Origin of the sequence: Actinomyces slackii, assembly GCF_900637295.1 — a bacterium.
Taxonomy (GTDB): Bacteria; Actinomycetota; Actinomycetes; order Actinomycetales; family Actinomycetaceae; genus Actinomyces; species Actinomyces slackii.
The window spans coordinates 1225926-1242795 of record NZ_LR134363.1; the positions used below are offsets into that span (position 1 = coordinate 1225926).

Here is a 16870-nt window from a genome sequence, read left to right on the forward strand (position 1 = left end):
CCACCTCAATCCTAACCTTTAGAAACCATGCAGGTGAGAGCATGGTTTCGTCGAGTGACCACGTGGCTGCTGCCGTTAAAGTTGTTCACCGTGGACACATGCCCCGGTCGATCGCCCCTCCAGCGGCTCGCCGCGGGCGGAAAACACACGGGTGCACCCGTAAGGGCGGCCCAACCGTTAGCCTGGGCCTGTGAGTTCCGTGCCTGCCATCGCCCCGGCGTCATTGCCGCGGTCGCTGCGCGGGCGCACGCTGCTCATGGCGGTTGTCAACATCACCCCGGACTCCTTCTCTGACGGCGGGCGATGGGACACCGCGCAGGCCGCTGTGGCCCATGGCCGCGACCTGGTGGCCCAAGGAGCCGACATCATCGATGTCGGTGGGGAGTCCACCCGTCCCGGCGCCCAGCGCGTCGACGCCGCCACCGAGGCCGCCCGCGTCCTGCCGGTGATCCGCGAGCTGGCCGAGCAGACGGTCGTCTCCGTGGACACCACCCGCGCCGCCACCGCCGAGGCCGCCCTCGAGGCCGGGGCGAGCATCATCAACGACGTCTCCGGGGGCCTGGCCGATCCCGCCATGCACCGCCTCGTGGCCGAGTCCGGCGCCATCTACATCTGCCAGCACTGGCGGGGGAGCCCGGAGACCATGGACACCCTGACCGACTACCCCCAGGGGGTCGTCGCGGGCGTGACGGCAGAGCTGCGGGCCCGCCTCGACGAGCTCGCCGCCGCCGGGGCCCAGGCCCACCAGATCGTGGTGGACCCCGGGCTCGGATTCGCCAAGACCCACGAGCAGTCCTGGCAGCTCCTGGCCGCCACCGGCACCCTGGGCGCAGAGCTGGGCCACCCGGTCCTCATCGGCGCCTCCCGCAAGCGCTTCCTCTCCCTTGCCTGCGACGAGGGCGCCGCGCCCGCCCAGCGCGACGCCGCAACCGCCGCCACCACTGCCCTGGCAGCCGCCTCAGGCGCCTGGGCGGTCAGAGTCCACGAGGTCCCGGCCAACCGGGACGCTCTTCGCACCGCCTCCCTCTGGAAGGAACACCAGTGAGCACCACCGTCACCGCGACCGGCGACCGGATCAGTCTGGTCGGACTGTCAGCCCGCGGCCATCACGGCGTCCTGCCCTTCGAACGCGAGGAGGGACAGCTCTTCACCGTCGACGTCACCCTCGACCTGGGCCCGCGCGGCACCGCGGTGGCCGCCGTGACCGACAGCCTCGATGACGCCGTGGACTACGCCACGGTGGCCACGGCCGTGGTCACCATCATCGAGGGCGAGCCGGTGGGCCTCCTGGAGTCCCTGGCGGACCGCATCGCTGAAAAGGTCCTGTCTTACTCGCGCGTGCGCGCCGCTGAGATCACGGTGCACAAGCCCCAGGCCCCCCTGGATGTGGCCTTCGAGGATGTGGCGGTGACCATCCACCGCGTCTCGGATGCCGCCCAGTCGAGCGAGCCCGCCGAGTCGGCCGCGGCCCCCGCCGCTGAGCCCGCCGAGCCCGAGGCCCGCCGCCACACCTCGCACCGCGCCCAGTCCCCCGACGAGCACCTCTCCGGGGCCGCTGGGGCAACGGGTGCCGCCGGCATCGCCGCCTCGACCACCTGGGGGAGCCAGGCCTGGGCGGATGACTCCCAGGACTCAGCTGACTCGGTTGACTCAGCGCAGGCCTCCGACGCCCTGTCGGCCCCCGACCTCCTCTCCGCCCAGCCCGCGAGCCAGTCGCCCCTGCGCGCCGAGCCCGAGCCCGTGACGGACAGCGCCGCGCCCGACCTGGGCGACCAGGACGAGGACGCCGACCACCTCCTCGAGGACGCCCTCATGGCCGCCGTCCAGGCGGACGACGAGCCCGGCTACCCGGACTTCGGTGCCGCCGAGCAGGAGGCCGCGGTCGGCGGGCCCAGCCCCGTGGTCGACGACTCCGAGGGATGGGTCACCCAGGACTCCGTGGCCGACGCCGCGGCGCCGGCGGCCCCCATCGACTCCCTGCCGGCGGGCCTTCCCATCCAGCTTCCCGGGGAGGGTCGCCACCGCGCCGAGACCGGCATCGGCTCGCCCCAGGACTCCTACCTGGACCAGCAGGAGGGCCTCCCGGGCCTCCCGGACGCCGCCGGTGACGAGGCGGCCGCGGCCGGCCTGGGCGGCGAGTCCGCGGCGAGCGCGGCGCTGCTCGATCCCACCGCTCACACGGCCGATTCCGCTGAGCCAGCCGACTCCGCCAGGCCGGCGGGGAGCGCTGGGAGCGCTGACGACCCCGGCGCGTTCCTGGCCCAGGCCCCGGTGACCGACGCTCCCGAGGAGGCCCGGGAGGACCAGTCGGCCCCCGTCGTCGCCGCTCAGGCGGTGGACCCGCTCGACCAGCGCCCCGGGCGCCCCGTGGGGGCGGTCATCGCCCTGGGCGCCAACGCCGGCCACGTCCTGGTCAACCTGCGCAACGCCGTGCGCTCCCTGCAGGGCGCCGAGGGCCTCGAGGTCCTCCAGGTCGGGCCCCTGGCCCGCACCGTGGCCGAGGTCCTGCCCGACGCCGAGCCGCAGCCCGACTACCTCAACACGGTGGTCACCGCGCTGACTACCCTGACCCCGCGCGAGCTGCTGGCCCTGTGCCAGCAGCTGGAGGCGGAGGCCGGACGGGTGCGCACCACCCAGTGGGCCCCGCGCACCCTGGACGTCGACGTCATCAGCGTCGAGGGCGTGACCTCCCACGATCCCGAGCTGAGCCTGCCCCACCCGCGGGCCCACGAGCGGGCCTTCGTGCTGGTGCCCTGGGCTCAGGCGGACCCCTTCGCCGACCTGGACGGGCGGGCCGTGGCCGAGCTGGCCGACGAGGCGCCGGGCCGCGACGGCCTGCGCTGGCTCGCCTTCGACTGGCTCGACACCGACAACATCCCCGACAAGCCCACCGGCCCCTACGTGGCGCCCCCCGTCCTGGAGGAGGACCCCGAGCCCATGGAGGTGGTCTACGAGGCCACCCGCAATGAGCGCTCCGTGGCCGATGCCGAGCTGGCCGCCGAGTACCTCGGCGGCGTCGGAGGGCTCGGGTCGGACCCGCAGGCCGGGCACGCCATCCAGGCCGTCCAGTCCGCCGAGCCGCGCAGCGCCGCCGCCCAGCCGGACCTCCCCTCAGAGCCCCAGGCCGAGGGCCCCGGCGCGGCCCAGGGCCTGGACAACCCCTTCGCGGCGGCCTCCTTCGGCACCGACTACGCGGTGCCCGTTGATCAGGCGGAGCAGGTCGAGCAGCCCGAGCAGGTGGGGCAGGGCGAGCAGTTAGACCTGGGCCAGCACTCGCCCTTCCACGTCCCCGGCCAGGCTCCCCCGGCCGGCGCCGAGGACTCCTGGGACGCCCCGCTGCAGTGGAACGACGTCATCGGGGGTGGCCCCGGTTCAGGTCCCCGTCAGGGCTCCTGATGCGTCGGACCCGCTGGACCAGTGCCCTGGCCTGGTTCGCGGTTGCCTCAGTGGCCGCCTGGGCGGCTGGCGACGTGGTGCTGCGCCATCGCGGATGGCTTCCCTCCCTGACCCCCTGGGGGGCCCTGGTCGCCCTGGGGATCGCGGGAATCGTCCTGACCTGCGGGCTGGCCGTGCGGCGCCTGCGCGCGCGCGAGCGCACCTGGATGACCCCGACCGGCGCCGCCATCACGGCAGCGGCGGCCCAGGCCTCGGCGCATGTGGGCGCCGTCGTGGGCGGGGTCTACGGCGGTCAGCTGGTCCTGGCCCTGCTGTCCCCCGACTCCCCGGCAATGGGCCAGCACGCCTGGAGCGCGGGCGGAAGCCTGGTGGCCTGCCTGATCTGGTGCATCATCGGCTTCGTCGTCGAGCACTGGTGCGTCATCTCCGACGGCGAGGATGAGGATGGTCCCGGTGGCGCCCCCTCCGGCGGCGCGGCCGCCTGACCGGCCGATTCTGCGACAGGCCAGCGGGCAGGCCGCTGACCTGGGAGGATATGGGGGATCGTCGAAGCGAGGAGTAGGTCGATATGGATCACCCCTTCGCCCCTGAGGGCGTTGCCTTCCAACCGGTCTCCGCCCGGCTGACCACTGCCAGGCTCCTGATCGCCGTGCTGTGCTGCGCCTGCCTCATCATCGCGGGGGCCGTGGCCGGCTACCTGCTGGGCCCCTGGTGGCTCGTGTGCTCCGGCGTCGGCGCGGGGCTCATGGTCTGGATGCTGTGGCTGATCCCGCGCCAGGTGAGGGCCATGGGCTACGCCCTGACCGGCGACCACCTCCTGTGGCGCCACGGCGTCATGTTCCGCTCCATGAGCGTCATCCCCTATGGCCGCATGCAGTTCGTCGACACCTCCCAGGGGCCCCTCGCCTCGCGCCTGGGCATCGCCAAGGTCCGTCTCCACACGGCCTCGGCCAGCACCGATGCGACCATCAACGGGCTCCCCGTCGCCCAGGCCGAGCACCTGCGCCAGGTGCTGTCCCAGCGCGGCGAGGAGAGGATGGCGGGACTGTGACCCGCCGGCAGGCCGCAGGCGGCAGGCACAAGCAGGAGCGAGGCATCGCCCTGCCCGCCGACGTCCGCTGGCGGCGGGTGTCCATCGTCACCCCCATCCTGGAGGGGTGGAAGATCGCCACGGGCATCCTGGCCTTCATCACCGTCCAGAACCTCGATGAGATCGTCCAGGCCTACCGGTACCTCGATGAGCGCGGCGGCATCGCCGCGGCGCATGTCCTCTACGCCGGGCTGGTGGTGGCGGCCCTGCTCCTGATCTGGGCGCTGCTGGGCCTGGCCTCCTGGTGGCGGCGCTCCTACGCGGTGGATGCCGACGGCGTCTACCTGCGCACCGGCCTGCTCTTCCGCCAGCTGCGCACCGCGCGCCTGCCGCGCATCCAGTCCGTCGACGTCGTCCATCCCCTTCTGGGCCGCATCCTGGGCATGGGGCAGCTGACGGTGGAGGTGGCCGGGGGCAAGGACTCCCGGGTGGTCATCGGGTTCCTGCGAACCCGCGACCTGGAGGCGCTGCGCGAGCGCATCCTGGACCTGGCGGCGGGAGTCGCCGATGGGCCTCACAATGCCGCGGCATCCCCGGCAGGGCGGGAGGCGCCGGGGGAGGGGGGCGTCGAGGCGCCGGGCAGGATTCCGCGGAGCCGCGAGGAGCACCCCCTCTACGCGGTTCAGCCCGGGATGCTCCTGGCCTCCATGGCCCGCAGCGGGGTGGTGGTCGGCGGCCTCGTCTTCGCCCTGGCCTCCATCGGCGCCGCCGCCGTGGCCCTGATCACGAGCGAGATGGCGAGCCTGTCCGCCCTGGGGGCGCTGATGCCGGCCCTGGCCACGCCCGTGGGTGTCATCACCATCGTGTGGCGGCGCTTCAACAATGGTTGGGACTTCCGCGCGGCCGCCACCCCCAGTGGCATCCGCATGCGCTACGGGCTGACCTCGGAGATCTCGCGCACCCTGCCGCCAGGTCGGGTTCACGCCGTCAAGATCGGCCAGCCCCTGCTGTGGCGCTCCAAGGACTGGTGGAGGGTGGAGATCGTCGTGGCCGGGCGCGAGGGCAGCTCGGAGGACAACGGCCAGTCCGCGGCGATCGATGTGCTCCTGCCCGTGGGCCAGCGCGCCACCGCGCTGCGCGCGCTGTGGCTGGTGATTTCCGACCTCGGGCACGCCGACCCCGATGGGCTGCTGGCCAGTGCCCTGGACGGGATGGATGAGGATGGGGTGGGGGACCGCCGCGCCCCGGTGGGGGAGCCCGGGCGGGGCTTCGTGCGCGTCTCCCCGCGCGGCCGGGTCTTTTCCCCGATCGTCTGGCGGCGCGAGGCCATCATCCTGACCGGGACCTGCGTGATCGTCCGCACCGGGCGCGTGCGGCGGCGGATCATCGCCGTGCCCTACGAGCGCATCCAGTCCCTGCGGGTGCTCCGGGGGCCCATGGCCCGGCGGCTCGGCCTGGCCTCCCTCAAGCTCGACATGGTCGCCGACGACCTGTCCATGTGGGTGGGCAATCTCCCTGCCGTCGACGCTTACGCACTGGTCCACGAGATCGCCGAGCGCTCGGTGATGCGCCGCAGCCAGGAGCACCTGGACCGCTGGCTCCAGCGGGCCATCACAGTCCCCGGGGCATCGGATGATCCCGGGGCATCCGCCGCGGGGCGGCCTGCGGTGGCATCTGTTGCGGCGCCGCCTGCTGCTGGGCCGCCCGCTGCAGCGGCGCCCACCGTTGGGTCATCTGCTGCTGAGCGGACTATCGCAGAGCCGCCTGCTGCTGGGTGGCCTGTCGCCGAGCCGCCGGCTGCTGGGCCGGCTGCCGCTGGGTGGCCCGTCGTAGAGTCGCCTGACCCGTGAGCGCGGCCGACCCGTGAGCGCCGCCGGCCCTGGGACGGTGGCAGCCGTGAGAGCATCGGTGCCATGAGTTTGACTGATGGCACCGCCCTTGCCGGGCGTCCTGGGCGTCTGGGGGTGGGCATCATCTCCGCGGGACGCGTCGGCGCTGTCCTGGGCTCGGCGCTCAGGGCGGTGGAGCACCAGATCGTCGGCGTCCACGCCGTCTCCGAGGAATCCCGGGAGCGGGCGGAGATGCTTCTGCCGGGCGTGCCCCTGGCCGAGGTCGAGCAGATCGTTGAGCGCGCCGAGCTCGTCCTGCTGGCCGTGCCCGATGACGCCCTGGGATCCCTTGTTCAGGGACTGGCCGATCTTGGCCGCTGGCAGCCGGGGCAGCTGGTCGCCCACACCTCCGGGCTTCACGGGTTGGCCATCCTGGAGCCCGCCCGGCGCCTGGGGGCGATCCCCCTGGCCATCCACCCGGCGATGACCTTCGGCGGATTCTCCACGGATGTGGCCAGGCTCGTGGGCTGCCCCATGGCCGTGACCGCTCCCGCGGCGGTTCTGCCCATCGCCCAGGCCCTGGCCGTTGAGCTCGGCGGTGAGCCCTTCATCCTCGATGAGGCCGCCCGGCCCGCCTACCACGCCGCTCTGGCGCATGGCGCCAACCATCTGGTGACCCTGGTGGATCAGGCGGTCCGGGCCCTGCGCGCCGCCGGGGTCGATGACGCCCCGGCCACTCTCAGGCCCCTGCTCGGTGCCGCCCTGGACCGGGCCCTGCAGGAGGGCGGGACCGCCCTGACCGGCCCGGTCTCGCGCGGCGACGCGGGGACGGTGGCCGCCCACCTGGAGGCCCTTGAGGCGCTGGGCGACGAGGAGGGCCGTGATCTGGGCGATGTCGTGAGCAGCTACCGGCATCTGGCCGGCGCCACGGTGCAGCGCTGCCTGGACCAGGGGCGGATCGACGCCTCGCAGGCGCGCCGGCTGAGGCAGGCCCTCGGGGACACGGCCCCGTGACCCACCCGGTCGATCCATACCAGCCGCGATGGCAGGAGCATCTGCTGCGATCCGGGATGCGGCAGGCCGGGGCGCCTGGGTCTCTGCGGGCGTGAGGAACAGCCCGGCGCCTGCCGCTCGGCGGCACCGGGGCTCCCGGTAGACTTCCGGGCGTGACCGACGCCCATGAGCTCCAGCAGTCCCCCGTCCCTGAGCCCGCCGAGTCCGGTGAGGCCCCCCGGCCCGCCTCCGATCCCGGGCCGGGAGAGCAGTTCCAGGTCCGCGCCGGCAAGCGCGAGCGCCTGCGGGAGGAGGGCTGGGACCCCTACCCGGTGAGCGTGCCGGTGACCACGACGATCGCCGAGGTGCGCGCCGCGCACGGCCACCTCGAGGCCGGCGCGGAGACCGAGGTCCTGGTGGGCGTGGCCGGGCGCGTGGTCTTCCTGCGCAACACCGGCAAGCTGTGCTTCGTCACCCTCATGGATGGCGCGGGCACCACTCTTCAGGCCATGCTCTCGGCCAAGTCCCTGCCCGGCTCCGGGCACTCCAGCCTGGCGGCCTTCAAGGCGGATGTGGACCTGGGCGATCATCTCTTCGTCCACGGCCGCGTGGGCTGCTCGCGGCGCGGCGAGCTCTCGGTGTTCGCCGAGCCCATCCTGCGCGAGGGCGCCGAGCTGGCCGAGGCCTGCGATGACGATATTGAGGTCCCGGCCTGGCGCATCGCCTCCAAGGCCCTGCGCCCACTGCCCAAGACCTGGACCAATGAGGCCGGGGAGACGGTGACCCTCTCGGAGGAGCAGCGGGTGCGCCGTCGGGAGCTGGACCTCATCACCAGGCCCGCCGCGCGGGACATGGTGCGCACGCGGGCCGCCGTCGTGCGCTCCATCCGCGAGAACTTCCACGGCCGCGACTACCTGGAGCTGGAGACCCCCATGCTCCAGGTCATCCACGGCGGGGCGTCCGCGCGGCCCTTCGTCACCCACATGAACGCCTTCGACACGGACCTCTACCTGCGCATCGCCACGGAGATCTACCTTAAGCGCGCCGTGGTGGGCGGCGTGGACCGCGTCTTCGAGATCAACCGGAACTTCCGCAATGAGGGCGTGGACTCCTCCCACTCCCCGGAGTTCACCGCCCTGGAGGCCTACGAGGCCTACTCGGACTACCACGGCATGGCCGAGCTGACCCGTGACCTCATCCAGGTCGCCGCCCGCGACGCGCTGGGCCTGGAGGAGGGCAAGGAGATCGTCACGCTGGCCGACGGCACCGAGTACGACCTGTCCGGCCAGTGGCGCCAGATCGACCTGTACACCTCGGTCTCCGAGGCCGTCGGCGAGGAGATCACCGTGGAGACTCCTCGCGAGCAGCTGGTGCGGATCGCCGAGAGGCTGGACCTGGAGGTGGATGACTACGCGGTGGCCGGCAAGATCGTCGAGGACATCTTCGAGGTGACCGTGGGCGATGACCTGTGGGAGCCGACCTTCGTCTTCGACTTCCCCGAGGACACCTCCCCGCTGACCCGCTACCACCGCTCCCGGCCGGGCCTGACGGAGAAGTGGGACCTCTACATCCGCGGCATGGAGACCGCCACCGCCTACTCCGAGCTGGCCGACCCCGTTGTCCAGCGTGAGCGCTTCGAGGCCCAGGCCCTGGCGGCCGCCAATGGCGACCCCGAGGCGATGATCCTCGACGAGGACTTCCTGGTGGCCATGGAGCAGGGCTTCCCGCCCTGCGGCGGCATGGGCATGGGCATCGACCGCGTGCTCATGGCCCTGACCGGCCAGGGCATCCGCGAGACCATCACCTTCCCCATCGTCAAGCGCGGCTGATCTCGCCCTGTCGCCCCGGCTTCCAGCGTTCCCGTGCGGGGCTCGGCCCCCGATCATCTAGCCTTGGGGCGTGAGCGCTGATCCTTCTGCCGACCGCACTGCCCTGGCTCGTACTCGTGGCGAGCTGGCCGCCGCGCTGGAGCTCTGTCCTGGGCCGCGCGCCGTGGTGATGACCATGGGCGCCCTCCATGAGGGGCACTTCGACCTGGTCCGCCGGGCCGCCGACCTGGCCGGGCCGGGGGGAACTGTGGTGGTGACGATCTTCGTCAACCCACTGCAGTTCGCCGCGGGGGAGGACCTGGAGGCCTACCCGCGCGACCTGGAGCGCGATGTGGATGGGCTGGAGCGGGTCCTGGGAGAGCGCGGGGAGAGTACGGGGCGCCTGGTGGTCTTCGCCCCCACGACCGAGGTCATCTACCCTCGCGGCGAGCCGGGGGTGCGCATCGATCCGGGCCCCTTGGCCACGGTTCTGGAGGGGCGGAGTCGGCCCACCCATTTCGCCGGGGTCTGTCAGGTGGTCCTCACCCTGCTGAACCTGACCGCGCCCCAGTGGGCACTGTTCGGGCGGAAGGACGCCCAGCAGTTGGCCATCGTGCGGGCCATGGTCCAGGACCTGGCCGTCGGTGTGGAGATCGTGCCGGTGGAGATTCGTCGGGAGGATGACGGCCTGGCCATGAGCTCGCGCAACGCCTATCTCAGTGCGCGGGAGCGCCAACAGGCGCTGGCCCTGTCCCGGGCGCTTGAGGCCGGTGCGGTCGCGGCGAGGTCGGGCGGCGATGCCCGGGCCGTGCGCGCTGCCGCCCTGGAGGTCCTGGAGGCCGCCGACGGGGTCGAGGTCGACTATGCAGCGGTGGTGAACCCTGGCACCTTCGAGGATCTGGCCGGCGCGGGGCTCGGCCTGGCTGCCGGCGCAGCGCGGAGCGCGGATGCCCCCGCCTGGCTGCTGGCCGTGGCGGCCCGCGTGGGCTCCACCAGGCTCATCGACAACACCCTGATCCTCCCCTGACTCCGCCAATTTGCGCGAGTTCGTGCTTTTCCGGGCCCGGAAATGTACGAACTCGCGCAAATTGGCGGAATCACGGGTCAGGCGGACTCGTAGTTGCGCAGGGTCTCCGTCGCGTGCTCGAGGACATCGTCGACGTGGTCCTGGTCGTAGCTGCGGCCGAACTTCAGTGCCCTGAACATGACGCCCTGGAGTTCTGTTGAGCTCAGGAAGCGTCGGGTGCTTTGGTGCTGCGGGGCCCCGCCGGTGATCGCCGCGGCCTCCCAGGTGCGCAGTGTGTCGATGACATCGAGGACGACGGAGTCCACTTCCTCGCAGTCATAGCCCTCACCGATCCACCAGGTCTGCTTGAGCTCCAGATGGCTCAGTTCGCTGGAGGTCAGCGCGGGCCGCGGCTCGGTCGATGGGTAGGTCATTCCTTATCTCCTTATGCGTGAGGACCGGCCCGCAGGGTTGCGGTGCGGGTGCCCGACGGCGATGAGCCCGGTGACTGTGCTCAGCCGTGGTCGGCGGAATTCACTGTAGCAGCGGTGTGCCTGACGGCGGGCCGGGTTCGCAGAGAGGCTGCTGGTCCTCGATGATGGACGGGTAAGACGGGGTGCGGTGTGGGCCTCCGACGGCGATGAGGCGGGTGATCGCACTCAGGCCGCGGTCGGCGGGCTCCACGGTAATAGTGGTGTGCTCGACGACGACGCCTTCTCCCTGGTCGGCAACAGACAGCAGACTGCTGGTGAAGGAAGCAAAACCGCTCGGGGCCAGAGTTCTCCTCGGATACGGGGCAAGTGGCCACTGCCATCTGCGTGTGGTCGGCCTCAGCTGACGCTCATCCCAGATGCGAGAAGTGTTGTGCCCGAGACCATGCGGGATGTGGAGATCTGACCCGCAGAGCCGAACCTGTGCAAGGCTGCCGTTGATGCCTCGGGGGAGAGATGGTGATGACAGCGGTGGTGTTGGTCGTCCTGGCTCGCTCGCTCACCCCTGACTCCGTCCTGTTATGTGAGTTCGCACCTTTCTAGGCCTGGAAGGACGCTAATTCACGCAAGAGTTATGAAGTTAGAAATTACCTATTTTTGTTGTCGCTGAACTTATTCGGATAAGCCGCCTTCTTACCGTCCCGCTCCTCTCCGTCTTTCGCTCTCTTGTAACCCTCATTAAAAGAAAAGTCTTTGCCGTTGCCTTTGCTAGTCGTGCCGTCGACGCTGCTGGCTGCAGGAGATTCCATGGCGGACTTATTTCTGTCGAAATTATCGAGTTTTTCCTCTGCGAGGATTCGCGTCGTCTCATCCGTAGAGCGGAGACCCGCGATTAATTTTTTGTCAATGACCAATTTCCCAGTCTTTTCGTCCTTAGCAACAATACTGCCGTGGTTGCCAGCGCTCATAAAATCTCTGAGCTGGCGCTGTGTAAACATGTTAGAATTTAATAGTAGAGTCAAGGCGTTAAGTCGAGCCTGCTGGTTTCTGTCTCGTTTCACGTCAGAGTTGCCGACTATGGCTTCCTTTGTGTTGTTCGCGAGCCGATTTTCCAGATCCTCCGAAATCCGATCTATTGTCACGGAGACGGCTCCGGATGCGTATGGAATTGCACCAGCAACTGCAACCGCAGTATCTCTTGAATTGCGTATCCACTCTCTTTCCCTTCGATCCCTCTCTTTTGCGTCAGCAACGGTCCTCTCATTGAAAGCCCCAGTGACAAACCCTTCTTTGTGATAATATTTAGCGAAATATTCAGTAAGTCGCGTAGCCTTGCCGGTTTTTTTGTAATAATTCAGGGCCGCCATGTAGCGACTCGCGTCGATGGCTTTCAGGCGAATTTGCATGTCGGTTTGCCGCTTTTTATCGTCGAAAGTCTGGCCGATTAATTCGGAGAGCGCATAATCGGAGAATGTTGGTTGTGTACCAACCTTGCCGTCCCATTCTTCCTCATTATATGTATCGTAAGGGCTGGTGTATGTGTTGAATGTATTACTGCTCTTATTTCCGCCATCAATCATTGAGGGTGTTATTCATGTGGGGGTTACCAGCCTGTTCTGTAGAGTTCGAGTTTGGTGATCAGGGTGATGATGCTGGGGAGCTCTGCCAGGCGGTGGCGGTAGCCGGTGGATAGGATCTTCCATTTCTTCAGCGTCGCGATGGTGTGCTCGATGGCGGCGCGCGTGGATGACACGGCTCTGTTGAAGTCTTTCTCCCATTCCAGACGATCTCTTCCCGGCGTCTTCTTGATGGGGGTCAGTGCGCCATGAGCGGTGTATGCGGTATCGGCGATCCAATCGGCGCCGGTGAGGATCGTGTCCCAGCCGCACAGGCTCAAGGCGGCGCTGTCGTGACGTGAGCCGGGCACCGGGTCCGAGACCGCCACCAGGGTGGCGTCGGTGGTGGCGGCGACCTGGACATTCAGGCACTGGGCATGGTGCTTGCCCGAGTAGTTGGCCTTCTCGACCTGCCTGCCGGCTGCGGGCCTGTTACCAGTGGGGATCGGCGTGCCATCAACGAGCAGCAGGCTGCCCTGAGCCACTGCCTGGGACAGAGAGATCCCACTCATGGCCAGCACATGGGTCAGCAAGGGGACCATGCGCCTCCAGATCCTGGAGACGGTGGGCTGGGAGACGCCGCACATGTCGGCGGCCAGGGCCTGGGAGATGTTATGGCGCGCCAGAATCAAGGTCAACTCCACCTGCTGCCTGAGCCCCAGGCGGTAGCCCAATAGACTCTGGCCCCGAGATTCGAGCACCTCTTCGATGCGCCCGACAAGCTCATCGATATCCTCATCGCACAGCCCCGTGGTAGACTCGTAATGCATCGGCCGCCTCCCCAAGAGAATCGAGTGTGGTAACCCAATTCTCTCCCGAGACGGCCGATGCACCAACTAACGACACGAACAAACCCCCATGAATAACACCCTGAGTTCTCTACGCCGGGTGCGTAGATCGTCATGACTGTGAAGGCGTTCTCCCTTGCAAGGTCTCCCAACTTTACGTCGTTCTCGCCAATCTCATTGAAAATCAGCGAGGTGGTGAATGCGGATTTGTCCATGTAACTCTTCGTAGTTTTGCCGGCCTTGGAAAAATCTTCCCGTCCAAACTCTTCCGCCATATGGGCACTGATGGTGGTGAGGTTCTTTGTCCAATCGTTATCCCCTAGACTGCTGCGGTGGATGATGTCCCTGATATCCTGAGGCGCAGATGTTCTTCCGTTGGGGGCGAAGAATTCTGCTGCTGCATGGGGGTTTCCTGTCATAGCGTCAAGGATACCGTAAATAGGATCGAAGATGGTGAAGTCGGGATCGTCGTCGCTCCAGGACCAGGAGCCGTCGGTGAGGAAATCGCCGAATTGATCTACCGCGAAAGTGTCGTTTCCTTCGTCAGCTAGCTCCTTCCTGTTCTTTAGGAGACGAGATATCTTCTGCCAATCAATCGACCGGAGGGTGTTGCCGAGGGTGACGAGGAAGTCTTTATTAAAGGAGAGGCTGTTGCGTCCATTCTTGTTCGTGTTATTCTCTTTCATCATCCTGTTGAATACGGTGATACGACCGTACTCGCCACTCTCGTCCATCGATTCCTTGATTGCGCGGGCGACCGATTTCTGCTTATCGCGCGTCCAGGTCTTCGAGGCGCCAGCAAGATGAATTCCGAGAAATTTAGCCATCTTTTTTTGTGTATCGATTTCTCTTTCTCGTAGGGGTATTGAAGTAAGATTTTCTGGACCGACTCCATCGACGACGCCGGCGGAGTAGTAATTATCATCTGACCTGCTTTCTAAGCGCTTGCGAATTTCCTCCAATTTCTCCTCTCGTCGGAAATCTGGAATGTCAGTAAGGTAGTCACCTTCTTCGATAATTTTTTTATACTGCTTCTTTTCTTCGTCATTGAGGTTGTTGTAGTCCTTGGTGAGTAATTTTAAATTATGGCCGTCCACCTTCCCCTGACTCCAACTTTTGAGGGCTTTTCCGCTCTTGATGACAGTGCCGTCTGGGATCTCGTACTCGACGGTTCCGCTCCCGTCGGGAGAGGTTGTTAAGCCGTTCTGATTCAGATGAACAATCCCTCTCCGGGCGCTCTCGATCTCGTCTGCCAACTGGGCTAGACGGTCGCAGTTGGCGCTCACGCTCCCATTGAAAGAGCTGATGTCGCTAAGATTGTACTTCCCTGCTGTCGATTCATATTTGCGGTGAATCGCACTTCTGGCAGATCTCGTTTCCTGGATGAATAAAGTGAGGCGTTCGATTTCACTTTTTAGTCTATCGGGATTGAGTTTGAATTTTGCCATGACATGCTCCTGTGGTTCTGGTTTTCTTGGCGATCGAACGTGTAGTTGTTTTGTGACTTCGTGTCTATTAGCGGAACTTCTCTCGCTCCGATTTCAATGTTCTCAAAAATGATGTGAATACGCTGGAGGTGCTCCTTATCCTGGTTCTCGCCGCTGTGGCCATGCTGTCGGCTAGGGGAGCCTTCCATACCATCTCGTGATTGATGTATTTCCAGTAAAAATCCAGTTTGTCAGAACTAGCGTCGGAGAAGCCGATCTCGTCGTTCTTCGCGCTCACGTAGTCGATCAGCTCCGTCAGTGCTTCGTACTCCGGTTTCGACATGGCATCCTCCTGTCTCGTGGTCAGCGTCCATGCCCTCACAACTCAGGCTATTTCTCAGGCTAGATCTATAGACCCGCCTGGTCCACGGGGAGCGTGACCTGGGCCGAACTCACCGGGGAGTACTGCCCGGCGAACAGCGCAGAGCGGCCAGAGCTCGGCTCGCGCACAGAGCCAGGTCCCGCCCACCTGGGCGCGCAGGACACACATGCCGAACACCCAGAGCAGGCCGAGCATGTCCGGTTACTCAGCCCGTGCCCCCTGCGGCTCCGGGGCACAGGGCGCGCAGAGTGAGAAGGCGTGGGGCACGGAAAACGCGGATTGCGAAGCGCCGGGAGCGCCGACCTTCCTTCATCCACCCCGATCTCCCGTATTGCCCGTGCCCCCACGCTGCGGCGCGGGGGCACAGAGCGCGGGGTGTGCAAGGCGGCGCGGGGCCCGGCTGCACGGCCGCCGGGCACGGCCCGCCGGGAACAAGCCGCCGGGCACGGCCCGCCGGGAACAAGCCGCCGGGCACGGCCCGCCGGGAACAAGCCGCCGGGCACGGCCCGCCGGGAACAAGCCGCCGGGCACGGGCCGCCGGGCACGGCCCGCAGCTCAGCCCTCGACGTCGGCCATGAGGCGCTGGGTCCAGGGGGCGACGGCGTAGAGCGCCACCGCCATGAGCACGGTGATCGCCCCCAGGCCGTAGTAGTAGGCGGAGTCCCCAATCCCGCCGGTGCGCTCGATGACCACGGCGGCCACGCCCTGGCCGGTGGAGACCGCCAGGAACCACAGGGCCATCGCCTGGGAGGCGAAGGCCTTGGGGGCCAGCGCCGTCGTGGTCGCCAGGCCCACAGGGGACAGGAACAGCTCACCCACCGTCTGGAAGGCGAAGACCACCACCAGGAACCACCAGGGCGCCAGCACCGCCCCGCCCGGCCACGCGGAGAAGCCAAATCCCATCATGAGCGCGGACAGGCCGATGATGAGCACCGCCGTGGCGAACTTGACCACGGTGGAGGGGAAGCGCCCCGCGCGGCGGGTGAAGAGCCAGCCAATGACAGGGGCCAGGATGACCACCGTGGCCGGGTTGACGGACTGGTAGGACTCGGCGCTGAAGGACCAGCCGAAGAACGGCGTCGTGCCATCGGTGTGGGACAGGGCGAAGGTCGCCATCTTGCCCGAGGCCTGCTCGAAGATCATCCAGAACAGCACGGCCCCGATCCACAGCGAGATGTAGGCCCGCACATGGGTGCGCTCAGTGGCGGTGACCTTGGAGGAGCGGAGCATGACCGCGAAATAGGCGATCGAGGCCCCCGTGGAGATGAGGAAGAGCGCATAGGCGATGGCCGAGGCCATCGTCCCGGTCACGGCGTAGAGCAGGCCCACGAGCACCACCGCCGCCACCACGGCCGCCGCCGACCCCAGCAGCAGACGACGGCGATCATCGCGCGCCAGCGGGTTGGGGATCTCGAAGGCGAAGGAGGAGAGCTTGCGGCGCCCGTAGACGAAGGCCACCAGCGCCAGCGCCATGCCCACGGCCGCCGCCGCGAAGCCCGCGTGATAGCCGTAGGCGGCCCGCAGCCACCCGGTGACCAGGGGAGAGAAGAAGGAGCCGATGTTGATCGACATGTAGAACAGCTGGAAACCGGCGTCGCGCCGCGGATCACCGGTGTCGTACAGGCCGCCGACGATGGTGGAGAGATTGGGCTTGACGAAGCCTGTCCCCACGGCCACCAGGGCGATGCCGATCCACGACAGCAGGCCGGTGGGGCCCGCCAGGCACAGGTGGCCGGCCATGATGACCACGCCGCCGTACAGCGCTGAGGACCAGGGGCCGATGATGCGATCGGCGAAGATCCCTCCGGGGATGGCCAGCAGGTAGACGGCGGCCCCATAGGCCGCCAGGATCACCTGCCCGGTGTTCTCATCAATCCCCATTCCGCCGCGCGCCACGGTATCGGTGATGAAGTAGAGCAGGATGGCGCGCATCCCGTAGTAGGAGAAGCGCTCCCACATCTCCACATTGAGCATCCAGGGCAGGCCCCTGGGGTGGCCGAGTATGCCGCGGTCCTCCACCGACGGCGAGGTGCGCAGCCTGTCCGGCCTCCAGCGCGAGAGCGTTGGGGATGGTGAGGCTGATTCGGCTGGCATATGGCGTCCTTTCCGGGGAGGGTGGACCGCGCGCAGGCAGCCCGCGACGACGGAGTTGAGCCTAGCGCTC

At 67.6% G+C, this 16870-nt stretch carries 14 protein-coding genes; 8 read left to right on the forward strand and 6 right to left on the reverse strand.

Annotation, left to right across the window (positions count from 1 at the left end):
* Window positions 1-190: 190 nt before the first annotated feature.
* The 8 genes from folP to panC all read left to right on the forward strand — a co-directional run bounded on the left by folP (window position 191) and on the right by panC (window position 10083).
* Window positions 191-1045, forward strand: a complete 855-nt coding sequence (gene folP, locus EL266_RS13395) for a dihydropteroate synthase (protein ID WP_026428195.1) — start codon at window positions 191-193, stop codon at window positions 1043-1045.
* A complete protein-coding gene (folK, locus tag EL266_RS05005) occupies window positions 1042-3396 on the forward strand; it encodes a 2-amino-4-hydroxy-6-hydroxymethyldihydropteridine diphosphokinase (RefSeq protein WP_034515870.1) in 2355 nt (784 codons plus the stop codon). Before folP ends, folK begins: the two co-directional genes overlap by 4 nt.
* The gene (locus tag EL266_RS05010; protein ID WP_026428196.1) at window positions 3396-3881 is read left to right on the forward strand and encodes a DUF3180 family protein; all 486 of its coding nucleotides are present in this window, start codon (window positions 3396-3398) and stop codon (window positions 3879-3881) included. The genes folK and EL266_RS05010 overlap by 1 nt, the downstream gene beginning before the upstream one ends.
* A gap of 83 nt (window positions 3882-3964) precedes the next feature.
* A complete protein-coding gene (locus tag EL266_RS05015) occupies window positions 3965-4447 on the forward strand; it encodes a PH domain-containing protein (RefSeq protein ID WP_026428197.1) in 483 nt (160 codons plus the stop codon).
* The gene (locus EL266_RS05020; RefSeq protein ID WP_084501224.1) at window positions 4444-6276 is read left to right on the forward strand and encodes a PH domain-containing protein; all 1833 of its coding nucleotides are present in this window, start codon (window positions 4444-4446) and stop codon (window positions 6274-6276) included. The genes EL266_RS05015 and EL266_RS05020 overlap by 4 nt, the downstream gene beginning before the upstream one ends.
* A 63-nt stretch (window positions 6277-6339) precedes the next feature.
* The gene (locus EL266_RS05025; RefSeq protein WP_026428198.1) at window positions 6340-7269 is read left to right on the forward strand and encodes a Rossmann-like and DUF2520 domain-containing protein; all 930 of its coding nucleotides are present in this window, start codon (window positions 6340-6342) and stop codon (window positions 7267-7269) included.
* A gap of 152 nt (window positions 7270-7421) precedes the next feature.
* Window positions 7422-9077, forward strand: coding sequence for a lysine--tRNA ligase (locus tag EL266_RS05030; RefSeq protein WP_026428199.1), 1656 nt, complete (start codon window positions 7422-7424; stop codon window positions 9075-9077).
* Window positions 9078-9147: 70 nt separating this feature from the next.
* Window positions 9148-10083 carry a pantoate--beta-alanine ligase gene (gene panC, locus EL266_RS05035; RefSeq protein WP_026428200.1) on the forward strand — a complete coding sequence of 312 codons (936 nt, stop codon included), beginning with the start codon at window positions 9148-9150 and terminating at the stop codon, window positions 10081-10083.
* Window positions 10084-10160: 77 nt separating this feature from the next.
* Here panC and EL266_RS05040 read toward each other — a convergent pair whose 3' ends face one another.
* From EL266_RS05040 to EL266_RS05060, 6 genes are all read right to left on the reverse strand, one after another.
* Window positions 10161-10496, reverse strand: a complete 336-nt coding sequence (locus tag EL266_RS05040) for a hypothetical protein (protein WP_026428201.1) — start codon at window positions 10494-10496, stop codon at window positions 10161-10163.
* A 644-nt stretch (window positions 10497-11140) separates the two neighbouring features.
* Entirely contained in the window at window positions 11141-12073 is a 933-nt protein-coding gene (locus EL266_RS05045; RefSeq protein WP_126412192.1) for a DUF6571 family protein, read from the reverse strand.
* Window positions 12074-12096: 23 nt separating this feature from the next.
* Window positions 12097-12810 carry a transposase gene (locus EL266_RS05050; protein ID WP_232012145.1) on the reverse strand — a complete coding sequence of 238 codons (714 nt, stop codon included), beginning with the start codon at window positions 12808-12810 and terminating at the stop codon, window positions 12097-12099.
* Window positions 12744-14345 carry a DUF6571 family protein gene (locus EL266_RS13705; RefSeq protein ID WP_232012120.1) on the reverse strand — a complete coding sequence of 534 codons (1602 nt, stop codon included), beginning with the start codon at window positions 14343-14345 and terminating at the stop codon, window positions 12744-12746. Before EL266_RS13705 ends, EL266_RS05050 begins: the two co-directional genes overlap by 67 nt.
* 67 nt (window positions 14346-14412) lie before the next feature.
* Window positions 14413-14667 carry a hypothetical protein gene (locus EL266_RS05055; RefSeq protein ID WP_026427385.1) on the reverse strand — a complete coding sequence of 85 codons (255 nt, stop codon included), beginning with the start codon at window positions 14665-14667 and terminating at the stop codon, window positions 14413-14415.
* 594 nt (window positions 14668-15261) lie between these two features.
* Window positions 15262-16800 carry a peptide MFS transporter gene (locus EL266_RS05060; protein ID WP_034515132.1) on the reverse strand — a complete coding sequence of 513 codons (1539 nt, stop codon included), beginning with the start codon at window positions 16798-16800 and terminating at the stop codon, window positions 15262-15264.
* Between the last annotated feature and the right edge of the window lie 70 nt (window positions 16801-16870).